Origin of the sequence: Spirochaeta isovalerica, assembly GCF_014207565.1 — a bacterium.
GTDB classification, from domain to species: domain Bacteria; phylum Spirochaetota; class Spirochaetia; order DSM-2461; family DSM-2461; genus Spirochaeta_F; species Spirochaeta_F isovalerica.
Genome location: NZ_JACHGJ010000001.1, coordinates 1,020,026 through 1,041,003, shown reverse-complemented (window position 1 = coordinate 1,041,003; position 20,978 = coordinate 1,020,026). Strand labels below are relative to the sequence as shown.

General features: G+C 33.8%; 19 protein-coding genes. 1 reads left to right on the top strand and 18 read right to left on the bottom strand.

The genetic code is table 11. The features are described from left to right. Nucleotides 1-83: 83 nt before the first annotated feature. Nucleotides 84-1,316, bottom strand: a complete 1,233-nt coding sequence (locus tag HNR50_RS04550) for a glycosyltransferase family 4 protein (protein WP_184744280.1) — start codon at nucleotides 1,314-1,316, stop codon at nucleotides 84-86. 165 nt (nucleotides 1,317-1,481) lie between these two features. On the opposite strand from HNR50_RS04550, the gene HNR50_RS04545 reads away from it, so the two are divergent. After that, nucleotides 1,482-2,387 carry a glycosyltransferase family 2 protein gene (locus tag HNR50_RS04545; RefSeq protein ID WP_221439781.1) on the top strand — a complete coding sequence of 302 codons (906 nt, stop codon included), beginning with the start codon at nucleotides 1,482-1,484 and terminating at the stop codon, nucleotides 2,385-2,387. A gap of 169 nt (nucleotides 2,388-2,556) precedes the next feature. Here the strand turns inward: HNR50_RS04545 and HNR50_RS04540 are convergent, their stop codons facing one another. The 17 genes from HNR50_RS04540 to HNR50_RS04460 all read right to left on the bottom strand — a co-directional run bounded on the left by HNR50_RS04540 (nucleotide 2,557) and on the right by HNR50_RS04460 (nucleotide 20,915). Then, entirely contained in the window at nucleotides 2,557-3,684 is a 1,128-nt protein-coding gene (locus HNR50_RS04540; RefSeq protein ID WP_184744278.1) for an acyltransferase family protein, read from the bottom strand. Between the two features lie 129 nt (nucleotides 3,685-3,813). After that, entirely contained in the window at nucleotides 3,814-4,230 is a 417-nt protein-coding gene (locus HNR50_RS04535) for a VOC family protein (protein WP_184744276.1), read from the bottom strand. A 55-nt stretch (nucleotides 4,231-4,285) separates the two neighbouring features. Beyond that, a complete protein-coding gene (locus HNR50_RS04530; RefSeq protein WP_184744274.1) occupies nucleotides 4,286-4,846 on the bottom strand; it encodes an acyltransferase in 561 nt (186 codons plus the stop codon). Nucleotides 4,847-4,923: 77 nt separating this feature from the next. Further along, on the bottom strand, nucleotides 4,924-5,655 hold the full coding sequence (locus HNR50_RS04525) for a PIG-L deacetylase family protein (protein WP_184744272.1): 732 nt from the start codon (nucleotides 5,653-5,655) through the stop codon (nucleotides 4,924-4,926). Between the two features lie 235 nt (nucleotides 5,656-5,890). Further along, nucleotides 5,891-7,282, bottom strand: coding sequence for an oligosaccharide flippase family protein (locus HNR50_RS04520; RefSeq protein ID WP_184744270.1), 1,392 nt, complete (start codon nucleotides 7,280-7,282; stop codon nucleotides 5,891-5,893). A gap of 19 nt (nucleotides 7,283-7,301) precedes the next feature. Continuing rightward, the gene (locus HNR50_RS04515; protein WP_184744268.1) at nucleotides 7,302-8,387 is read right to left on the bottom strand and encodes a glycosyltransferase family 4 protein; all 1,086 of its coding nucleotides are present in this window, start codon (nucleotides 8,385-8,387) and stop codon (nucleotides 7,302-7,304) included. A gap of 97 nt (nucleotides 8,388-8,484) precedes the next feature. Continuing rightward, the gene (locus tag HNR50_RS04510; protein ID WP_184744266.1) at nucleotides 8,485-10,377 is read right to left on the bottom strand and encodes a PKD domain-containing protein; all 1,893 of its coding nucleotides are present in this window, start codon (nucleotides 10,375-10,377) and stop codon (nucleotides 8,485-8,487) included. Nucleotides 10,378-10,536: 159 nt separating this feature from the next. After that, nucleotides 10,537-12,336: an asparagine synthase-related protein gene (locus HNR50_RS04505; protein WP_184744264.1), complete on the bottom strand. Its 1,800-nt coding sequence runs from the start codon at nucleotides 12,334-12,336 to the stop codon at nucleotides 10,537-10,539. 24 nt (nucleotides 12,337-12,360) lie between these two features. After that, nucleotides 12,361-13,566, bottom strand: a complete 1,206-nt coding sequence (locus tag HNR50_RS04500) for a glycosyltransferase family 4 protein (RefSeq protein ID WP_184744262.1) — start codon at nucleotides 13,564-13,566, stop codon at nucleotides 12,361-12,363. Nucleotides 13,567-13,577: 11 nt separating this feature from the next. Continuing rightward, a complete protein-coding gene (locus tag HNR50_RS04495) occupies nucleotides 13,578-14,624 on the bottom strand; it encodes a polysaccharide deacetylase family protein (RefSeq protein ID WP_184744260.1) in 1,047 nt (348 codons plus the stop codon). Then, nucleotides 14,624-15,622, bottom strand: coding sequence for a glycosyltransferase family 2 protein (locus tag HNR50_RS04490; RefSeq protein WP_184744258.1), 999 nt, complete (start codon nucleotides 15,620-15,622; stop codon nucleotides 14,624-14,626). Before HNR50_RS04490 ends, HNR50_RS04495 begins: the two co-directional genes overlap by 1 nt. Nucleotides 15,623-15,654: 32 nt before the next feature. Continuing rightward, complete coding sequence (locus HNR50_RS04485; protein WP_184744256.1) at nucleotides 15,655-16,599, bottom strand: glycosyltransferase family 2 protein; 945 nt, start codon at nucleotides 16,597-16,599, stop codon at nucleotides 15,655-15,657. Then, on the bottom strand, nucleotides 16,596-17,555 hold the full coding sequence (locus tag HNR50_RS04480; RefSeq protein WP_184744254.1) for an SDR family NAD(P)-dependent oxidoreductase: 960 nt from the start codon (nucleotides 17,553-17,555) through the stop codon (nucleotides 16,596-16,598). Before HNR50_RS04480 ends, HNR50_RS04485 begins: the two co-directional genes overlap by 4 nt. Next, complete coding sequence (locus tag HNR50_RS04475) at nucleotides 17,555-18,346, bottom strand: WecB/TagA/CpsF family glycosyltransferase (RefSeq protein WP_184744252.1); 792 nt, start codon at nucleotides 18,344-18,346, stop codon at nucleotides 17,555-17,557. The genes HNR50_RS04480 and HNR50_RS04475 overlap by 1 nt, the downstream gene beginning before the upstream one ends. Before the next feature lie 32 nt (nucleotides 18,347-18,378). Further along, nucleotides 18,379-19,521: a sugar transferase gene (locus HNR50_RS04470; RefSeq protein WP_184744250.1), complete on the bottom strand. Its 1,143-nt coding sequence runs from the start codon at nucleotides 19,519-19,521 to the stop codon at nucleotides 18,379-18,381. A 120-nt stretch (nucleotides 19,522-19,641) separates the two neighbouring features. Beyond that, nucleotides 19,642-19,983 carry a PilZ domain-containing protein gene (locus HNR50_RS04465; RefSeq protein WP_184744248.1) on the bottom strand — a complete coding sequence of 114 codons (342 nt, stop codon included), beginning with the start codon at nucleotides 19,981-19,983 and terminating at the stop codon, nucleotides 19,642-19,644. 260 nt (nucleotides 19,984-20,243) lie between these two features. Further along, entirely contained in the window at nucleotides 20,244-20,915 is a 672-nt protein-coding gene (locus HNR50_RS04460; protein WP_184744246.1) for a response regulator transcription factor, read from the bottom strand. Nucleotides 20,916-20,978 lie beyond the last annotated feature (63 nt).

Below are 20,978 nucleotides of genomic sequence, written 5' to 3'. Positions count from 1 at the left end.
CCTTGAAGGTAATGAGTAAAAAAGTTTTATTGAAACTATAATCCACCCGAATAGGGCTATATAATTCGTTATATACATAAAGTTTAATTTTCTTTTTTCAAATTTGGGTCTTTATGAAGATTTGATAACTTGGAAAAAAGCAACTCCCGTCTTCTATAAGCAACTTTTTCCCATACATAATCCTTGGCTTTATTTACTGAATTTTGTGCCATTTTGTTCCTAATTTCTGAATTGTTGACCATCATTTGTATAGCTGAGACAAACTCATTTTCATTGAAAGGGTCAATGACAAAACCTTCTACATCATCTTGAATAATTCCTCCACTACCCATAGGTGAAACAATTGAGGGCAGACCTGCACCAAGTGCAAGATAAGTTACAAGAGGGCTGCCCTCCTCAAGGCTAGGCAATATCATAAAATCAGCTCCTTTGTAGTAAGGATTCAAATCATCGACAAAACCTATATGCTCAATATTATGAAGATTTTTTATTGAAGTGCTGAAAAGATTTGCAATTTCATGGGAGATATTACCTATGAAAATGAGTCGAGCGTTAACATTTGCTTTTTCCCATGATGACAATAATAAATGGACACCTTTGCGAAGGCATATAGTTCCAACAAAAAGAGCTGTAATTGTCGTTTTTGAAGACTTGTAATTTTCATTGTAGATGATCTCATCTTCTTCTAAGCCATAACTTACTTGAAGGATCTTAGATTGTGAAATTCCGACACGAAGTATTGATTCGGTGACACTAGGACTTGGACTAAAGATATAATCAGAAAGATTCATACACTCAAGTTCTTCTGCTATTTCTTCAGTAGAAAAAGGTTCTTGTGGTGTAATTCCGAGTCTATTATATTCCTTATTTAAGATTTGATGGCTTGTTTGGAGAAGTGTATTTATTCGTTCACTTACGATTATAAACCCTGATGTTTTTAATTTATAATATAGTTTTAATGAAGCATTAGGCCATAAGTAAACGATATCTCCTTTCTGCAGACTCATAAAAAAACACCATTCAGAAAATGATCTAATTTGCTTTATTGAAAATATTTTTTGTATTATTGACCAGGTTATACCTGGTGGTATAGCGTTATAATAAACTTTGGATTTTGAACGAGTTCCTACAAAATCATTAACAGTCAATTTCTCATAAATCTCTTTATCAAAACCTTTCTTTGAACAATAACCCATAACATCTGATTCAACGATTTCATTCCTAAAAAAATAAACTAATCGTATTACTACATATGAAATAAGTTTATCTCTAAAAAAATTGGGGTAAAAAGCCTTAATTCTCTTTGTTTTATGCATAGATGTCTCTTTTGGATTCATTAAAGTATTTAAAAAATTTTAATTATAGTAAATAAAGGAAATGATTATTGCAACCAAATAGATATATCATATAAAATTATTTAGATAAAAATTAGCATACTTTTTTATTATATAAAATATAAAAATATTAAGGAAACTGAAATTTTGAGTCAAATTTTAACTATGAATCGAAGTTATGTATTAATTTCTCCATGCCGAAATGAAGCTGAATACATGAAAATTACTCTTGATTCTGTACTCTCTCAAACTATTCTACCAAGCAAGTGGATAATAGTTGATGATGGTTCTACTGATGAGACCCCTAAAATATTGGCAGAATACGAGATGAAATATCCATTCATACAAGTTGTTACAAGAGCTAATCGAGGAAGACGTTCTGTAGGTCCTGGTGTAATTGAAGCGTTTTATCAAGGATATAATGTTATCAATCCAATGGATTTTCAATATCTATGTAAGCTTGATCTTGACTTGAGCCTTCCTCCTAAATACTTTGAAATTCTTATCGAACGTATGGAAGAAAACCCAAAGATTGCAACTTGTAGCGGTAAAGCGTATATAAAGAATGGAAATCGGTTGATTTTTGAACGACATGGTGATGATATGTCATTAGGAATGACGAAGTTTTACAGAACAACAAGTTTTATAGATATTGGAGGGTTTGTAAGTGAAGTTATGTGGGATGGAATTGATTGTCATCTATGTCGAATGAAGGGTTGGATAGCATGCAGCTGGGATGAACCAGAACTGCGTTTCATTCACTTAAGACCCATGGGGTCAAGTCAAAACAGTATATATACAGGAAGAATTCGGCATGGTTACGGTCAGTATTTTATGGGAACTGGATTATTCTTTATAATTGCTAGTTCTTTGTTTAGATTAAATCAGAAACCTTATATACTTGGTAGCTTGGCTATTTTGTGGGGATGGCTAAAAAGCGCTATTCTTCTTAAACCACGCTATAATAACCGTGATTTTCGAAAATACTTACGACAATATCAATGGAAAATCCTATTTTGGGGAAAGAAAAGAGTCCTAAGAAAGATGCTATAATGTATATAAAAGTTAAAAATAGCTTCAATTCTATTAACCAAAAATATCATATCAAATAAATATTTATGCTAATACAAAAGAAACCAATTTAGAATGAATTAAACTTGAATATATACTTATATATTATAAGTATGTTTTAGAAGTATCAAGTGCATAATAATCTTCAGTTTTATGCAAGAATTGATGAATTTTGTTTCTTTAATAATTTATAGCCTATCAAAATGAATTTTTTCTCAACTAGATAATAACTTAATAGTGATAAAAAAATTGTAACAAGAAAACTAATTGGAAATCTCTGAAGAAAAAATAATGTAGGAACTTTATTCTCTAAAGGTGTAATCAATAATTGTTGCCAAAGATATATACTATATGACAATTTCCCTAAAAATCTAAACACACTTAATTCTAAAAACTTTGATATAATATTATTTTTATTATGAATTGTAGAAAAAAGCATTATAGGTATTAGTGATGCATTTAGTGAGTAAAATAGAAAATCTAACTGATAATATTTATATTTTAATATTGAACTTGTTGCAAAAATAAAGAAGAATAAAAGAATTGTAATATAGGATGAAGACAATTTATCAAATAATGAAGATTTTAAATTTGTCTTATATATTATCGCTATAGCCCCTCCCCATAATAAACCATCGATTTGAATGTCTGTTCGACCCCAAAATAAGCTAGGAGAACGATAAAAAGAAAACCGCCAAGAAATAAATCTCCAGATCACTATTAATAAAATAAATAAAAAAATTATATTCTTCTTTTTGTATAATTGAAAAGAAATAAGCGTTATAGGCCAGAATAAATAGAAATGTTCTTCAACAGAAAGAGACCAGAAATGACCAGTATACCATCCTTTGTTAATGAAATTTGCATAAAATAATGGACCACTGAGTAATTCAAATAAATTAAAATTAATTATTTTTGTAAAATTCAATATAGCAATTGTTATACAATATAATAAAAGAGCTGGGAATATTCTAAAAAGTCTTTTTATGTAAAATGTTTTTAAGAGGAATTTTTTATTCTGTATCTCATTTAATATTTTATAAGTTATTAAGAATCCACTAATTCCAAAAAAAAATCTAACACCTAACAATCCTGTATTTGTTAGAATTGTGAGTATAGATGAATTTCCCCAAAAATCATAAATTTGTTCTTTTCCATGAAATAGTAGAACAAATATGATAGAGATTGCTCGCCACCCATCAATTGATCTTAAATAATCATTATTTTTAGAATTTAAATCCATTGATGAATCAAGTTTCATGTTTTCTTCCAGATACATGCTTACCTCAGTAGTAAGGTATTTCAGGGAGGGGATCAGGTGAGGATTACAGCAAAGAAAATAGATATTTTAAATAGTTATGAAGGATAAGAGATTACTAATTCTCAAGAATTGACTATATTATTATGATCATTTAATAATCCCTGTTTTAATTTCTGTATCAATTAATTCTATATTTAGTCCTTCTTTTGCATAAACAAATGCAATGTTTTGATTCATAAAAGCTTCTCCAGGTTGGGGAGGTACAAGGATTCTAAGTTTTTTTTGTTTTAAATCTATCAATTGTTCATTAATATCATTGCATTTAAAACAAAGATGATGAATTCCTCCTCCTTTTTTCATAAATTGGAATATCGGAGAATTTTCAGATAAAGGTGATACTAATTTAATCATTATAGAATTATTTTTTTTTAGAAATACAACTTTTACTTTTTGTCTTGTATTTGTAATTATCGTAGTATATTGTTTATAACCAAAAACATTTTCCCAATGAAGAATTGATTTTTCAAGTGATTTTACTACTATTCCAATATGGTCTATAATCATTTTAATACCTAGTCCTTATGAATAAAAAATCTATTAATATCATTATAAAACAGTATCAATCAATTTTAATTATTTCTCCATCGATATGTGAAATTATTCTTGCAGGATTTCCAGCTACAATGGAGTTTTTGGGTATCGATTTTTGTAATATAGAACCTGAACTTAAAACACAACCATCTTCAATTGTAGTATTGGGACCTACAAAGCAATTCGCACCAATCCATACACCATCACCAATAGCTACACTTTGATAAAGAATCTCTTCTCCACATCTTGAATAGTTATGTCCGATATCATGTGTTGAAGAAATAACTGTAAAATTAGGACCGATGCCAACATGATTTCCAATACTAACATTTCCATGACATTCTATAAGCACATTTCTATTTATCCATGTATTTTTTCCTATTCGAAGATTACTAAATACACCATTGATATCAATTTTCATTATTACACAATTACTACCAATTTTTACTCCAGCTAAAGATAAAACAAATGGTCTAATATAAAAATTCGCAACTTTTGAATTACCCCAAATAATATTTGTTAAACTTAAAAAGAAGTGGCCAAGAGGCTCTCTTATTTTTTTTTTAACCTTATTTACTAATCTACTCATAAATACATTTACCTCGGAAAAAAATTACTATATTGAATAAACAAATTTAAATCCCATAACAGAAGAATGCCAAAATTTTATAAAAAGCTTCTTTTTTTGTGGAAAAACTCCTGTTTTTTTAGAAAATATGACAAAAACTCACCATTACCTACATCGTATAAAGAATTGATATTTGAAAAATTATTTCTATTTAATTGGCTTTCATGACATCTGAGAGCTGAAGATTTCTTGTTAATTGTAGTGGAAATATCTACATAAGTATTTAAATTCTTAATCAAATTGAAGTTTGAATTCGAAATATTAGATTTTATAAATTTCTTAACAAATTGTTTTATTGATGTTTCTCGAATCCATGGATATTGAAGCCATATCCACAATGGATATTCAAAGACTGTAAAGGAAAAGTTCACTGATTTTAATGCATTAATTACAATTCTATTAGTTTCAGTGTGATCTGGATGACCATCATTTTCAAATGGAATAAATATTTGTTGTGGTTTATAGTAATTTAAAATTTTTTTAATTTTGATCAATGCCTTAATATAATCATCTGATAGCTTTCCGTCTTTAAAGCCGAGAAAAAAGATATTTGATTCAGAAACCATAAGTTTTTGGGATGATAAAATAGCCTCTTTTTGACGCATTTTTCCTAAAAATTCAGGCTTAAATTTTTCTAGCTTTCCATTTTCTCCATTTGTCATGTAAACAATTAATACTTTACAATTATACTTTCTTTTTAGTGCAATTGTTCCACCACAACCAAGTACTTCATCATCTGGATGAGGAGCAAATACAATCGTTGTTTCCATTAACTGTGAAATATTTATTTTCTTAGAAATGAATAACAGCTTTTTAAATTTTAATGATTTGTCAAGTTTACGAAGAAACTCAAAATATGTTCTAGTATATTTATATAAAATGTTATTTTCCATGTAAATGAATGACCTTTTCATAATAGTAATATTTAATCAATTTTTATATTTTTAACAGCTATATTTAAATTTTAATTTTTCAACATTTAAATAAAGAACTAAGATAATAATATCAAATATAGTTCATACCAGGCATTCCTAAGCCAATAAAAGAACGTAATAATAATAGAAGTAAAGTGAATATAATTAAGACAAATGTTATTATAGTATCTTGTGAGATTAAGGATAGTTTTTCTTTTGCCAGACCATAATTAATGACAATATAAGAAGGTATATCATTAATTACTATTGCAATAATTGCTCCGAAAAATCCACCGAATCTGAATGAGATTGGTAAAGCAATTAACATATAAATAAATTTTATAAAGTTTGCTAGAGCATGATATTTTGGTTTTCCAATAGCAAAAAGACTTCCATCTATAGATGTCGTTAAAATAAATGGCCACATCCCTATAGTCAATAATGGTAAAATCCATGCGGCCTTATAATATCGTTCATCATATAGAAAATAGATTATGTAATCTGAAAAGGAAGAAAAAATTCCAATCAAAAATGCTATTATTAAAAGGAACTTTCCTCTTTGATTTCGAATTTTGATTCTCAGTTCTTCCCGAGAGTTGTCAAGATATTTAGCAATTAGTGGGTAAATTACATTACTACTTAGTTTTGATATTATTTCCTTAGGAATTTCTGCAAAATTAATAGCAATTGTATATACACCAAGTATAGTCATTGAAAAAAGTTTTCCAAGTAATATGCGATCTGTTTGTCCTGCCAAAAAAGTCATAGCCGTTGCTATTAATATCCATTTTCCAAAAGAAAATATTTCTTTAACAGAGCTCTTCTCTAATTGAAACCTATTCCGTGTATCCTTATTAAGTATATGACTCCAAAATACTCTAATGATAGAAGACACAACATCACCAATTAGAAGTGCAAAAATATTTCTGAAGTAATATGCTATAGATATCGTAAAAATTAAACTAATCAATTGAATTACTACTTCAATATATACTATTTTTTTTTGCTCTAGTTCTTTGTTTAAGATAAAAAGTGAAGTAGATTTAAAGCCATTAATTAAACCAGTAAAACCAATAAAAGGAATTAAAAATATAAGAATAGGTTGTTTATATAATAATGAAATAGGATAGGCAACTAATAATGAAAATAATGCAAGAATACTGCTCCGAATAATTTGAAGCGTCCATGCTGAGTTTAAAAAAATAGACTGAGCTGACCTTTTACTACGAATAATGGCAGGTCCAATTCCAATATCCGTAAAGAGATTTAAACCTAAAATAAATACTCTTGCGAGAGTAATCAAACCAAATAATTCAGGTACAAGTAATCGTGTTAATATTATATTACCAAATAGTCTTATTCCTTGTGAAATTCCATAACCAAATATAATAAAAGATGCAGATTCAATGGCTTTTTGCTTAAAACTCAATTTTTTTAAATTTTCTTTATTCAAAGATCTATAAAATTTTGTTGTAATTTTCAAAGTTTTTAATATACCTCAATTATATTGAACAATCAATCAATTCTTGAAAAACACTTTCAAGTTTATTTACTGCTTTATCCCAAGAATACTCCCGAACATAATCATAGCAAGACTGTGACATCAATTCCCATTTTTTATTAGATAATTCAATAATTTCAGTTATAGCATTTGCTATATTCTCTATGTCATCGATATCAATTATGATTCCTCGATTTTCATTTAATAACTCTGGAGCTGCACCTGCTCTAGTTCCAATTACAGGTGTTCTACATGCCATAGCTTCTATAATTGGAAGCCCAAAACCTTCTTGTCTACTAGTCCACAACCATGCATCACATTGAGAATATATTAAAGGAAGTTCATCTTGTGATGGATCCCAAAAGCATTGCCAATCATCAGGTATAAGATTAGATTGAGATGGAGGTTTGAATCCCACTAAACAGACTTTTAAGTTTGGATACTTAGTAGAAGCAAGTTTGCATGCATTAATAGCAATTTCTGGCGCTTTACACCAATGATCACTATACGTAAAACCTATTGTTGGAACACTTTGTTTTGTTCTTTTCGGTGCAGTAAAGAATTCAAAGTTGACACTATTTTGTACTATTGAGTACGTATCATCGTTAAACAGTTGATAGCTTATGTTTGCGAGCCAATTGGATACTACTATTTTTTTCATCGGTAGTTTCCAAGCGTCATCTATATGAATTGTATTCATACCAGGTGTTACTTCATATCCTTGAATAAAATGTACTTTTATCCCTTTTTCTGGAGGAAATTTACTTATCCAATTTGCAATAATCCAAAAGGCTCCAACAAGTATATCTCCATCAGGTATATCATCAGCTTGTACTGGACCTTGTTTTTTTAGATATTTTACTGGTATGTTCATGAAATCAAAATAAGAATCATATTTAGGAACATATTTAATCCATTTCCTTTCTTTAATAAGAGATTTAATTTGGTTTTTTATTTTAGGTTTATTAATAATAGGACTAACTACTGTTACACTATGACCCTTTTCTATAAGCTTTTTAGCATATATTGCAATTACACGGGTTCCCCCCGATTTAACTTGAGCAGGACAAACAAAAGTAATGTTCATTATATTTCCGTATCAGCCTTTTATTATTCAGTTTTCATTTCTTAGAAAAGATTTTTTAGACTAAAAGAATAAGAAAAACAAATAAATTCATAGTATATTATTCATGAGCACCAATATCAAATGCGTTTCCTTGAGGTCTAGAACCGCCAGAAAAATCATCAAATATTGAATTAATATATAAACCTTGATCAATAGCACTATATGAGTTCAGTTTTAAGTCAAAAGATCGTAATAAGGGTGAAATGTTTTCTGGATCAACAAAATAAATAGTTCCATTTAATAAGTTATTTGATTTGATTGTATTAACTCCATTATCGTTAATTAAAACACTACCATTTATTGTCCCCGGAAATGAAACAAGATTATTTCTAATTATAGCTGATTCAACTCCAGCATCAATTGTTATCCCTCGTCTTCCCCATAAAGGCATATCTGGTTTATAAATTGTATTGTTGTATATCCATATATCTACTGGTACAGGAACAACTCCACTGCTACTTATCATGATTCCATCAAAATCGTCGGACCCATAGCCTGTCGCATCAATTATATTATTACGTACAGTCAATTGTTGAGCATGAAAAGTGTAAATTGCTTGAGGTGGAATTGATGCTGGACTTGGATTTCCATATTCGGCTGAATATAAGTTCCGCTCAAAAATAATGTTTGATAATCTTTCATCTTCTTGATCATTTTGTGCTTTTATAGCAATAGGAGCCGGTCCTGAACTGCCAAAAATATTATCTGAAATAATTGAGAATTCTGTTCTAAATCCTAAATGATCCCACCCGGAAGAGTATATAATGCTTTCACTGGGTCCGTGTAATTTTAGAGCATGTCTTCCTGCACTAGATGTTAAACTTGAGCCGGAAAACATGTTATGGCTGATTATTCCTTGATAAGATTGCCATACTCTTACTACATGTGAAAGATCTGCGTCTCTAGCATTATTTCCTAATAATGCTAATCGTTCGCTGCCTACATACATGATATTGGTAGCTCCAGATGATAAATCACATGAGACTACAGCCATTTGATCTGCTTGGAGATTCTGATCCGGATTATTCCAAAATGTCCAGGCAAGAGGGATATTAAAGCCATCGATCTGCAGTCTGAGAAACAAAATCTTCTGAAACGCTGTTGCCCCTCCAAAAGAACCATTTGTTTTTGATGAATCACTTAAATGTAGATCCATAATGCGCCAGTCTCTTTTATAATCGATAGGCAAAAACGTGCCAGAGTCAACTCTGATAATTGGAGCGTTTGAAAAGATTCCTTTTTCATCAGGTAAAATACCTGTTCCATACGCTCCAATAGTCACGGGTCCGCTATTATTGGGCCATGTTAATCCTGAAGTAGTCCATGTTGCACCCCTTTTAAAGAGAATTCTGCTACCAGCAGTAGCATATTGAGTAATAGTTGATAAATCATCTGTTGAAATTAGACGAGCTCCTGTAGGAGCAATAGAAAAATCACTATCCCCCAGAGGATTTACACAGGTTGTTTTTAAACCTGAATAGTAGACATCTGGATCTATAACAGTAATTGTAAAAGATTTTGTATCTATTATCCCTTTTTGATCTCTTACAGTGAGCTTTACTGAAAACGTCCCTGGTTCCTCAAAGATATGGGCAGCAATTCCACCTTTTGCTATATTTTTTGTTTTACCAGTAGTACCCCAGTTACCGCTTGAAGGATCTCCAAAATCCCAAGTGTAATCATAAATATGAAAAGCTGATGCATCTTCTGGTTCGCAGGTGAAGTTGGTAGAAAAGTGAACACTGAGGGGCGCTACGCCGCCTGTTCTACTTGATGTGACTGAATCATACAATCGAACAGGCTCAGATGCAACAATGCGTATTCCTGAAGGAACCTCTTGAGCAAAGCTATTTGCAGAATTGATTAATAATAATATTACTTCTAATAATAATGTATATCTTAAAAAAAAGTGAAATATTCTATACAATGTCCTTTCATCAAGATTACCCATTTCTACCTCCGAATATCTGTACTGATATTTTCCAAGATTAATGTCTTAGTATAATATCCTGCGATAATAAATCTGTGAAAAAATCATAAGATATGACAAAGATAACGCAAAATAATCTGATTTTAAGCTTTTATGGTTAAATATCTGTAATAAAATGAATTATTGTTTCTTCAAAAGAAATGCTAAGGAAATATATCTCAAATAAAGAGCTTTGTTATCTTCGATTGTTGTGAAGTCTAAGAGATGAGACTTAATCTCTTTAATGCTGATTGAAGTATTTGCTAAAATGCTTTTGAAAAATTTCACATTTGTTTCATTATTAAGATATTGATCAAGGAAATCATCTATATCTCCACCGACACCTCCTCCTTTTTGCATCATATTCGGCAGATACCTCACAACTTTTCGAAGTAATGCATTTTTTAAGTGTGTCATTCGATAAAATATTACTCCTTGAGACGCAGTCCCCCTTGTGTTTTCCTTTGGAATATCAGTCAATTCAGGAAAAATGTGACGATAAAAGGCATTATACAAACGATCTCCAGCACGCAATGATTTGTCTATAGACATGCAAGTAAAAAATATCTCTTTATCATAGAAGGGACATAGAGTCGGAGTTCTTCGTAAGAAGGTAACAGGTCCTCCTGAAGCCAATGCTGCTCCGCGAAAGACTTGCAACAGTATTTCGACAATATCAGAATGAGAGTGGCAATTTTCTTTCAGGTTTTCTATTAGAGAGAAAAGAACTTTATTTCCATATTCATCAACTTGATTTGCTAACTCTTTTTTTAAACCGTCAATTTTACGTCCATATCCAGAGGATAGTTTTTTTAAGTAGACAACATTTTCCTTTTTTGCAGACTGATATTTATCGATTCCAATGAGATACTTCCATAAGGGCTCACTATCTGATTTTAGTTTTGAATAAAAACCTCCGCCAAAGACAACATCACCGATATGACCATCAATGATATATGAAGGTTTGTCTTTTATAAGTATATTTAGATTTCCAAAAACATGACTGCTTTCCAAGCTATCTATTGTTCCCATACCATAGAAAAAATCATCAGAAAATCGGCTCGGAGCATCCCCGGGAATATTAAAGACCTCTGTCTGGAGACCTAATATATCAGCTACTTGCCTAGCATAACAGGCTTCCTTTGTTTTGGGATTATCATAAGTCACCAGATGTATTGCTTTCTTTCTACAGTACGCTGCAATAAGCCTGGAATCATAACCTCCACTTAAACCTGCAGCGATCGGTTCGTTACCTAATCTTGAAAAAAACTTCGAAAGTAATGTATCCAGTTGCATAATAGCTTCATCTTCATTAGCAATCCTTTTTTCCTGTGGTGGATATTTTGGATATTTTTTTTCAGAAACAATAACGATCCCCGAATCAGCACAATTTATCTTGATTATTTGACCTGGCCCTATTCGATGAACTTTCGCGAAAAGTGATTCGTGAAATGGAAGGTATCCATAAGAGAGATATTCTCCACAAGCTATAAGAGATGGATTGTCTGATTCAGGAAAATCAAATTGATTGGTTCCCAGAAGATATCCATTATTTATTTCCTGATGAAATAATGGCATGCATGCGAGAAAATCAGTCAGTGCAATGATTTTATTTAGAAGTTTATCGATGATTAGCAAAGTAAAGATACCACCACCAATTGCTGAGTTTAATGTATCAAGATCATCAGATTTATAGATTTTTGCCAACAACTCGAGTGATTCATTTATTGAAAAGGATTTAGCGTTTATAGAGTATAGGTGTCCAATACAAATTAAAAGAAGATCCCCTGATTCATGCTCATAATAAGTTGCTTGATGACCTTTTGTTGATTCATTAATTATAATTTCAACCAGGGTTTCATTTTCCCAATTGATCTTTGCTAAAAAACCTCGGGAATTGTCTGTAATATTTCTGGTTATTGATACTGGTTTTATTGTCATAGTAAAAAATCTGCTCCTGTCAAATTAAGACTGAAAGATACTAGTTTCAAACAAATTTTTTAATTTTTTTGCTGAAACCAATTCATTAAATTCTTTATTAATTTTTAGAACACCATTTAAACCCATTTCTTCAGCTTGTTTCGGGTTCCTTAGAATTTCTTCGATTGCATCAGCTAGGTTTTCAGAATCACTCGGAGGGACAAGCAGTCCATTTATACCGTTCTCCACAAGTTCAGGAATTCCTCCTACAAATGTCGCAACAACAGGTCTACCATGAGAAAAGGCTTCCATTAGGACAACGGGAACACCTTCACTGAAGCTTGCAAGAACAGCTAGAGAAGATGACTTGTATAGATCAGATACTTTTTCAGGTTCCAAAGAGCCTGTAAACATTATTTTTGCCGGTATTTGTAGTGAACCTACACGTTCTTCCAATTCTTCCCTTAGCGGTCCGTCACCTACCAGTATCATAGAGACTTTATTATTTCTTTTCTGTATGATTTCAAAAGCATCGAGTAGAATATGATGACCTTTTTCCGGGGATAGACGTCCGACACAGAGAATTTGCTGTTCTCCATCGATATTAACTGGATATTCTGAAGGTTCAGGTTCTTTTATTCCGCATCTTACTATTTTGATCTTATCCCAATCGCTTCTTTTACATATATGCATCAACTTAGCTCTTCCATACTTACTTATACACGCAATGAATGCAGCTTTATTGACTTTTTCTGGTATACGAAAAGATATAGGAGAATTCAATTCCGATCCGTGAAAAGTGATGCTTAGGGGAACATGAGCAATTAATGAAGCAATTAAAGCTGTATTTGATCCGCTGTTTCCAAAATGGCAGTGTAAATGGTCGTATTGATCTTTAATCAGCCAGTATGCCAACAGCACACCTTCAAATAGATAAGCTGACCATTTGATTTTCTCGACTAATACACCTTGTTTTACAATGTAATTATAAGTGACTTTCATTAGTTCTGAAGGACGATGTAAAAGACACCATCCAATTGATTTACATAATTCCACAACAGGAATTGGTAGTATTGAGCGAGTTGCTTTCGCTTCTTTTGATGCAATATCACCAAGAATATCACTAATTTCAGCTTTTCGGATGGAAAAAGTGCTGATTTCGACCTTGAGAGCTCTCAGGGCTTGTATTTCGTTGAGGATAAAAGTATGTGATACCGCAGGATATTTACTGACTATGTAGGCTATTTTCATTTACTATATGCTCATTTAATGGGTTTTCTCCTGAAAAAACGATCAGCTAAACCCGAGATCTCAAGTCTGAACAAAAGGGAAGAAGGTTTGCCTACAGGAGATAGCAAACGGTCTTCATGGAGAAACCAGCGCTTTAATTCGAATGGTGAAAACAAAATAGAGTTTTTTCCTTTGAAAGTTGTACAGGCATAGGAATATTTAGCGGCCTTTACAGCTTCCAAAGTAGTAGAATTATAGTCCCCATTGGGATAGCAGAAACTTCGTACTGATGATTTTAAAAGGGATTCAAGTATTTCTTTGCTTTTAGTAACTTCATAGGTGAGCTGATTTTCATTTAAAAGTGAAAGAATTTCATGAGAAACAGTATGGGATCCAATTTCATGACCTTTCTTTTGTAGAGACTTAATTTCAGAATCCGACATAATCCGATTTAATTCCGAGTCTGGAATCTCTGATCCGGATGCTTTCAATAATTTTGTAATTAACAAAGACCTGTCTTCTGAAGATATCTTTTTAGCTGCCTGTACAATTTCCTTTAAAGTCGGATTATTCCCGTTTTCGAATAAGTAGTGTAATAATGAATTTTCAAGATTTTCTTTTAGTATTCCTTTTGATATACAAACATCAGCTGCATGGCTGAGTTTATCATACCAGGGATATTCCTCTTTTCCAATCAATCCCGTTATAATAAAGAAAGTCGCTCTTAATCCATGTGAAGCCAGTATAGGTGAAGCATATTCAATGTTATCACAATAACCATCATCAAAGGTAATAATAGCTAACGGCCGTTTGGACTTATATCCTTTCCGCATTAAATCACAAGCTTCAGAAAGCGGATAAATATCATAATGACGAGCGAGAACCCGGCAATGAAGATTAAATGTCTCCGGAGTAACAATCAGATCAGGAAATAGTGAAGAATTTTTTTCATGCTTGGGAAGAACTCTGTGATAGCATAATATTGTTAAGGACTTTTTTAATTTTGATTCTGCAAATATGGTTGTCCCTGTGTAAAAGGAGACGAAAGCTATAAAGTAACGAACCAGAGATTTAAACATTATTTATACTCAATAATAGATTTTTGTTGATTTTTCAATCTTTTGTAAATAAAAGTGATCTGTCCGATCAGCTGAGGCCATTTCCCGAGGGCATTAAAAAAAGAATAAAGAAATGATGTTCTTTTATTCCTTGTAAATCGTAAAGTGTGTCTGTAACTCCTGATCAATTGAACAAGATAAGCCAATAAGGTTATCATAAATAATGGACTTATCATAATAGAAAGAAGAAATGCAAAGAAGGGCAGTATTATAGTCCAGAACCATATCCGAATTGTCGCTTTTTTCAGGTATTCATCGTTGTTATACGTATGGATAAAATACCTGTGAGTGTAAGCATAACCGCTGCGAACAGATCTTTTCCACCATTGCTTAAAGTAAAGCATATTCGCATCGTGTAATGCCATATTTATACCTGAATTATATATTTTCCAGTTTTTTTGTCTTAATCTGAAACAAAGTTCAGGTTCTTCCCCGGCAATCATTTCAGAGCTAAAACCATTGACAGAAGAAATTGCTGTAATTCTTGCCAGGAATATTCCCCCGCAAGAAAGTGCATCACCTTCGGGCCTCTTCCATTCAATATTGCACAATTCATTGTATATGCTTTTTTCAGGATTTCTTTCTTCTAATAGGCCGCTTACTATGGCATAAGAGGACTGTTTTGTTAAAAATTGTTTCGCGTATGTGATCCAGTTTCCGTTTAATTCACAGTCACCATCGATAAACTGCACAAATTCAAGTTTTTTGCCAAGTTGTAGAAGTCTATTAAAACCTTCATTCCTCGCTCGTCCTGCACTGAATGGTATACTCATGTCAAGGTCTACTATTTCTACACCAAGAGTGGCCGCATATTCGGGGCTTCCGTCATGAGATCCTGAATCTACATATACTACAGTCTCAATCTGAGCTATAACTGAAGAAAGACAGAGTTTCAATCTATCTCCTTCATTTCGGCCTATTACAACGGCTCCGACCTCTGGATTTTTATCTTCTGTCATCAGCTTTTTCGCCTTATATATTCTCAATCAATTTACATGCCTTTACGCAGAGACTTCGACTTCCATATATTGAAAAACTCCCGTTGGGGAACGGGTCTTTCATTGCCCATAAAAACCTGACGGAACATTGAAATCCCGCGACCGATAATCCAGAGAATATTCGCGGTAAGAAATCCTATATTTCCGTAATATTTTCTGTAATAACGAGCTCGGGAGTGGTAGAAATAATCAGGAAGAGATTTCTTTTCGCGCTTGTTATTATCAACTTCTGAACTCTTTCCCTGCAAATGTATAACTCTAGCCTCCGGCCAGTTGACGATATTAAAACCTGCTTGGCGAAGTCTGCGACAATAATCAATATCTTCATGGTACATAAAAAAACCATCGTCCAGTAAACCGATTTTTTTTATTACTTTATCTCGTATCAGCACACAGGCAAAACTTGTCCATTCCGGGTGAGTGACATGTTTCTCAGGGGCAAGCGGCACATCATATCTTCTGAATAAACTAGTAATTGGACCAGTATTGGCTGAGCGTATGATTTCAGTAAGGGGGGAAGGAAATCTAAAGCACGATACTTGAGGAATTTCATCAGGCCATTCAAGCCTGGGGCTGAGCAGACCTGCATCTGGGTGTTTTGATGCTCCTTCAAGAAGTCCGGTAATGGCTCCCGGGAGGAAAAGAGTATCCGAATTCGCTAGTAAGTAAAATTCTGCAGGACAGGCAGTAATTCCAGCATTATTACCTGAAGAAAAGCCATTGTTTGCATTAAGAGGAAGAATCGTTACAATTCCGGCAGATGTGAAATCCATGAGTCCGCTCTTCAGAAGTTCAATTTCCGCATCACCAGAATTGTTGTCAACTATGATAATGTGGTCGGCATCTGAGTTCAGTTGAGGTACCAGGCTTTCAACACAATTCCGGGTAATCAAGGCAGTTTTATAGTTTATTATAATAGTACAAATCCGTTTTTTCATTTCAAGTTCTTCAATTGCCGGCTGTATTCAAATAGTTTTCCGATTCCAGTTGCCATGTCCGTCTCGGGACACCAACCCAGTTCTGTTTTAATACGAGAGATGTCGAGGACGTTCAAAGGAACATCTACATGACGAGAACTGGAAAAGGAAACATTTAAAGGATACCCTGCGGCACCTTCAATGTAAGAAATGATATCTGTCAAGGAATGTCCTATTCCGGAAGCGACGTTAAATACTTTTTCTTTTCCTTCATAGAGCATAGCTCGAAGAAATGCGTCTAGTATATCATCAATATAAATATAATCACGAACAACACTTCCATCTCCCCAAATCTCCAGAGGTTTGTTTCTGAGCGCTTGATAGATAAACTTCCCTATTACTCCTTGCGGTCTATCAGAAATTTGAGCATATCCGTATGGATTGGATAAACGTAGAATGGAATAATTTAAATTGAAGTTATAGTAATACAGACTCAGGTATTTCTCTATTGCAAGTTTGTGAATCCCATATCCGCAAAGTGGATTTGTCTGATGATTTTCTGGTATGGGAACGGAATGAGGGATTCCGTATATAGTACCACCGGAAGATATGAATATCAGTTTTTTTATTTTCGCATCTTTGGCGATATCCAATAATTTAAGAGTTGGAACCACATTTGATGTTAAATCAAATAGAAGGTCCTGGTTCGAAGACGCTGGAATTGTTGTCGAAATTAGATGAAAAATATAATCCATCCCTTCCACTGCTTCTCTGATTTTCTGTTCATCAGAAAAATCAGCCGATACCCATTCCATTTCATTTTTCAGATCCTCAAGGTATTGATCGCCCTGGGGCTTTCCCCTATCTAAGCATCGGACTGCAGCTCCATTATCAAGAAGTAATTGGCATAAACTCCTTCCAATAAAACCAGCCCCGCCAAGAACAAGAACCCTGAAACCTTTAAAATCATAAACCATTAATTACTCCGTGTCTCCTGAATGTATTTTTTTACTCTCTGAGATTTCGGTGTTCTCAACATACGAAAGAATATGGGAAATATTCCAATATCCCGAACGAGATACCTCCTAGCAAGCCTTCTCGGATCACGGCTTAATCTGTATAACCATTCCAGACCTGAGTGAGACATCCAGGATGGGGCTCTTTTCACTTTTCCTGAAATAAAATCCAGACCTGCACCGATTCCGATCATCACTATTGTTTCATCATTTTTTTGCCAGCGATACATAAGTAACTCCTGTTTGGGAGCACCAAGAGCAAAAAGAACAAGATCCGGAGTTGACTTAAGCATTTTCTCTCTTGCGATTTTTTCCAGTTCCGGATCAGAATTGAATCCCATAGGTGGGGAGTCTACGCCAACAACTTTCAAATGAAGTATTTCGTTACATAATATTTCAGCTGCAGTTTTACCAACTCCCGGAGCAGAACCTAGGAAATATACTCTCAAAGATTCCTCTGCCGCCCTCTGGAGGAGCGGCTTTATCAGATCTGATCCGGATACTTTTTCTAGTAATGGATATCCAGCGATATGACTCATCCATATAATTGGTTTTCCATCAGCTAGTGATAGAAATGCGTTTGCATATGCTTCTACAAGGGATTTATTTTTTTCTGCAATGACTATATGATCAACATTGGGCGTTACAACATATCCACCCTGTTTTGTTTTAGCCCTGTTTATAATTATTTCTATTGCTTCATTCATGGATACAAAATCAGCATGAATCTTGCCTAAAAGTATTTTTTTCATTTTTTTGTGGGATAATTAGAGATGTGTTTTCATTAAATAATAGGTTTTGAAGATTTTTGAACCTGATGCCTTTGAAAATCAGTAATTCGCTTATTTTCCAATTTATTCTTAATTGATTCAATTATCATAAATGCAATTGCTGAAGGAGTTTTGATTATAATACCGATATCTCTTCTTAAACTCATATTCCTGCAATACTGAATATCCAACCTGATCATCTGTTTAAAAGTCAACTTATTCTTCCCGCTGACCTGCCACAATCCCGTCATTCCGGGAACAGTATCAAAACGATGCGTATGCCACCGAAGATATTCTTCAGCTTCATAAGGAATACAGGGACGAGGTCCCACAAGACTCATCTCTCCCTTTAAAACATTAATGAGCTGAGGCATCTCATCAATACAGGATTTTCTCAATATCCGCCCACCGGGAATAATCCTCGGGTCAGCTTCATCGAGTTTTTCCATGGGAACATCTCCGTCCTTGATAAAACTCTGGGCGTGTTTTCCATGGTATCCCTGATTATTTCCATAATGCATGGAACGGAATTTGTAGAACTTGAAGGGCATCCCCTTATAACCGATTCTGGACTGAGTAAAAAAAACAGGCCCGGGAGACACGATCTTGATATACAGAACCGTAAACAAAAGAATAGGGGAGGATAGAATAATCATCAAAATTGACACAGAAATATCAAGAGCCCTTTTCCAGAAGGGCATTTTCATGACAAACTGCCGTTCCATCATATTTTTCAGACTATTGTTATTTCTGTTTTTAGCTGTTTTTTTTTCATCCATATTGGACAGCCAGTGATCGGGGTAGGAATAAATCTCCAGATGAATGTTTTCTTTAATAAGATTCAATTCACTTACCAGCTTATTTCCGAAAACGATAGCCCCTTCTTCCCGGGTGTCAGGCAGAAGAATGGCAATATTGTCATCTTCATACCAGCCTATACAGTCAATCGTCCGGGCTACATGAGTAATCTTATTGACAATATTCTTCAGGCTTTTCTGCTGCTTTTGTGATGTGTCCAGAACAATGATCGAAAAAACACTGCCGTTCCGGTCGGACCGCGATCTTTCATAAGTGATCAGAGCGCGAAACTCTTCGTATGTAAAAATATTCTCAAATGTACTGTTTATTCTTTTAATGCCGGTAAGTGTTCTTCCCATTTTCCCATTCTCCAATTGTGCTTTTCTCATGTGAACGGACCTTCTCCAATGCTCCAGCATCCCTGCTGAAGGTCCAATGAAACAAATCGGTGAATCGAGGCGCTGCCGGAACATGCTGCCTCAATTAGCTCGCAGGATTTCGGGGAAAATAGAGTACTTTCTATCGAACTCTATCGCCACTCCTTCATTCTTTGAGCGAACAACGGATCCATCAACCTTCAGAATGATTTTTTCCGAACAGTCAAATAGCTCCCTGAGTTTATCTATTGTCAGTGTGACTTCCAGGTGGACTTTTTCCCCCGGCAGAAGAGATGGATCGTTGGACTCGATACAGACACCTTTGGACGAGATGTCTTTTGTGAGAAACCCGTCGGTGATACGAACTGACCCGTCTTCTTTACGAAGTTGAACGGGGGCGCGTAGTGAGTATCTCTCCTGTTGTCTTTTTTCTACACCGTACATAGTTTTGCTCTTGTACACACTTTACGACTTGTCTGCATTGTCGTAAATGAGGTTGCAGTATGAAATTTCAGATGTTTCTATCGACAAAAGCACTAGCTTGGAGTAGTACTCCGGTATTACCTGTTACTACTGAGTCATGAAATTGAGGATGAGATAGAAATTATTCATGAAAATCTTATATTTAAGCGGTATTGGCAGAATAGTACTTATATTCATCATCTATTTATGGGTGAGAAGGGAAGGATTAGGGAAAGTAGTTATTATAGATTCGTAGCTGCCCATAAAGCAGCCTGCAAACGATTCTGCACATTTATCTTCTTAAAGATATTGTACATATGTGTCTTTACTGTATTTGTGCTTATACAAATCTTGTTGGATATCTCTTCATTAGAAGACCCCATACTGACAAGAGTCAGGATTTCAATCTCCCGGGGAGTCAGAGATGTTTTTTCAGCGATAGCATCCTGCTTTTCTTCCAGGCTGTCAAATACATATTTGAGAAGGATTTCCCGGGAAATCCAAATTTCACCGTTCAGAATGAATCGTATACCTTTAAGGAATACTTCAAAATGATCATCTTTATAGAAAAAACCTCTGATCCGGCGTGCTAGAGCTTTCTTTTCTACACCAGCGCTTTCATGGAGATTAAAAAGGGCTATCAGGCATTTGGAAAGCTTTTCATTGGTGACAATGCTCTTCTGGATTTCTTCGAAACTCTGATGTTCACTGTCAATCAGGATGAGCATTTTTTCGTCATATGTTATGTTGTCGATTTTCAGATTGGCAGGAAACGAGTTAAGCTCCTGGTCATATATAGTGCATTCTATACCTATCTCTTTTTTAATTACATAGAGTAGAAATTCATTCTGTAAAGTTAAAGGTCCTATAATAAAGACCCTGGTGTTCGGATAAGTATTACTGTCGATGGCCATATTACTCTCAGAATACTCTATGGGGGTTAAGATTTCAACTCAAAAATATCCGACTGGACAACT

What these genes read in the sequence shown, in the direction of transcription:
- HNR50_RS04550 (WP_184744280.1), bottom strand. Translation starts at nt 1,316, where the DNA reads ATGCATAAAACAAAGAGAATTAAGGCTTTTTACCCCAATTTTTTTAGA.
- HNR50_RS04540 (WP_184744278.1), bottom strand. Translation starts at nt 3,684, where the DNA reads ATGTATCTGGAAGAAAACATGAAACTTGATTCATCAATGGATTTAAAT.
- HNR50_RS04535 (WP_184744276.1), bottom strand. Translation starts at nt 4,230, where the DNA reads ATGATTATAGACCATATTGGAATAGTAGTAAAATCACTTGAAAAATCA.
- HNR50_RS04530 (WP_184744274.1), bottom strand. Translation starts at nt 4,846, where the DNA reads ATGAGTAGATTAGTAAATAAGGTTAAAAAAAAAATAAGAGAGCCTCTT.
- HNR50_RS04525 (WP_184744272.1), bottom strand. Translation starts at nt 5,655, where the DNA reads ATGGAAACAACGATTGTATTTGCTCCTCATCCAGATGATGAAGTACTT.
- HNR50_RS04515 (WP_184744268.1), bottom strand. Translation starts at nt 8,387, where the DNA reads ATGAACATTACTTTTGTTTGTCCTGCTCAAGTTAAATCGGGGGGAACC.
- HNR50_RS04510 (WP_184744266.1), bottom strand. Translation starts at nt 10,377, where the DNA reads ATGGGTAATCTTGATGAAAGGACATTGTATAGAATATTTCACTTTTTT.
- HNR50_RS04505 (WP_184744264.1), bottom strand. Translation starts at nt 12,336, where the DNA reads ATGACAATAAAACCAGTATCAATAACCAGAAATATTACAGACAATTCC.
- HNR50_RS04500 (WP_184744262.1), bottom strand. Translation starts at nt 13,566, where the DNA reads ATGAAAATAGCCTACATAGTCAGTAAATATCCTGCGGTATCACATACT.
- HNR50_RS04495 (WP_184744260.1), bottom strand. Translation starts at nt 14,624, where the DNA reads ATGTTTAAATCTCTGGTTCGTTACTTTATAGCTTTCGTCTCCTTTTAC.
- HNR50_RS04490 (WP_184744258.1), bottom strand. Translation starts at nt 15,622, where the DNA reads ATGACAGAAGATAAAAATCCAGAGGTCGGAGCCGTTGTAATAGGCCGA.
- HNR50_RS04485 (WP_184744256.1), bottom strand. Translation starts at nt 16,599, where the DNA reads ATGAAAAAACGGATTTGTACTATTATAATAAACTATAAAACTGCCTTG.
- HNR50_RS04480 (WP_184744254.1), bottom strand. Translation starts at nt 17,555, where the DNA reads ATGGTTTATGATTTTAAAGGTTTCAGGGTTCTTGTTCTTGGCGGGGCT.
- HNR50_RS04475 (WP_184744252.1), bottom strand. Translation starts at nt 18,346, where the DNA reads ATGAAAAAAATACTTTTAGGCAAGATTCATGCTGATTTTGTATCCATG.
- HNR50_RS04470 (WP_184744250.1), bottom strand. Translation starts at nt 19,521, where the DNA reads ATGGGAAGAACACTTACCGGCATTAAAAGAATAAACAGTACATTTGAG.
- HNR50_RS04465 (WP_184744248.1), bottom strand. Translation starts at nt 19,983, where the DNA reads ATGTACGGTGTAGAAAAAAGACAACAGGAGAGATACTCACTACGCGCC.
- HNR50_RS04460 (WP_184744246.1), bottom strand. Translation starts at nt 20,915, where the DNA reads ATGGCCATCGACAGTAATACTTATCCGAACACCAGGGTCTTTATTATA.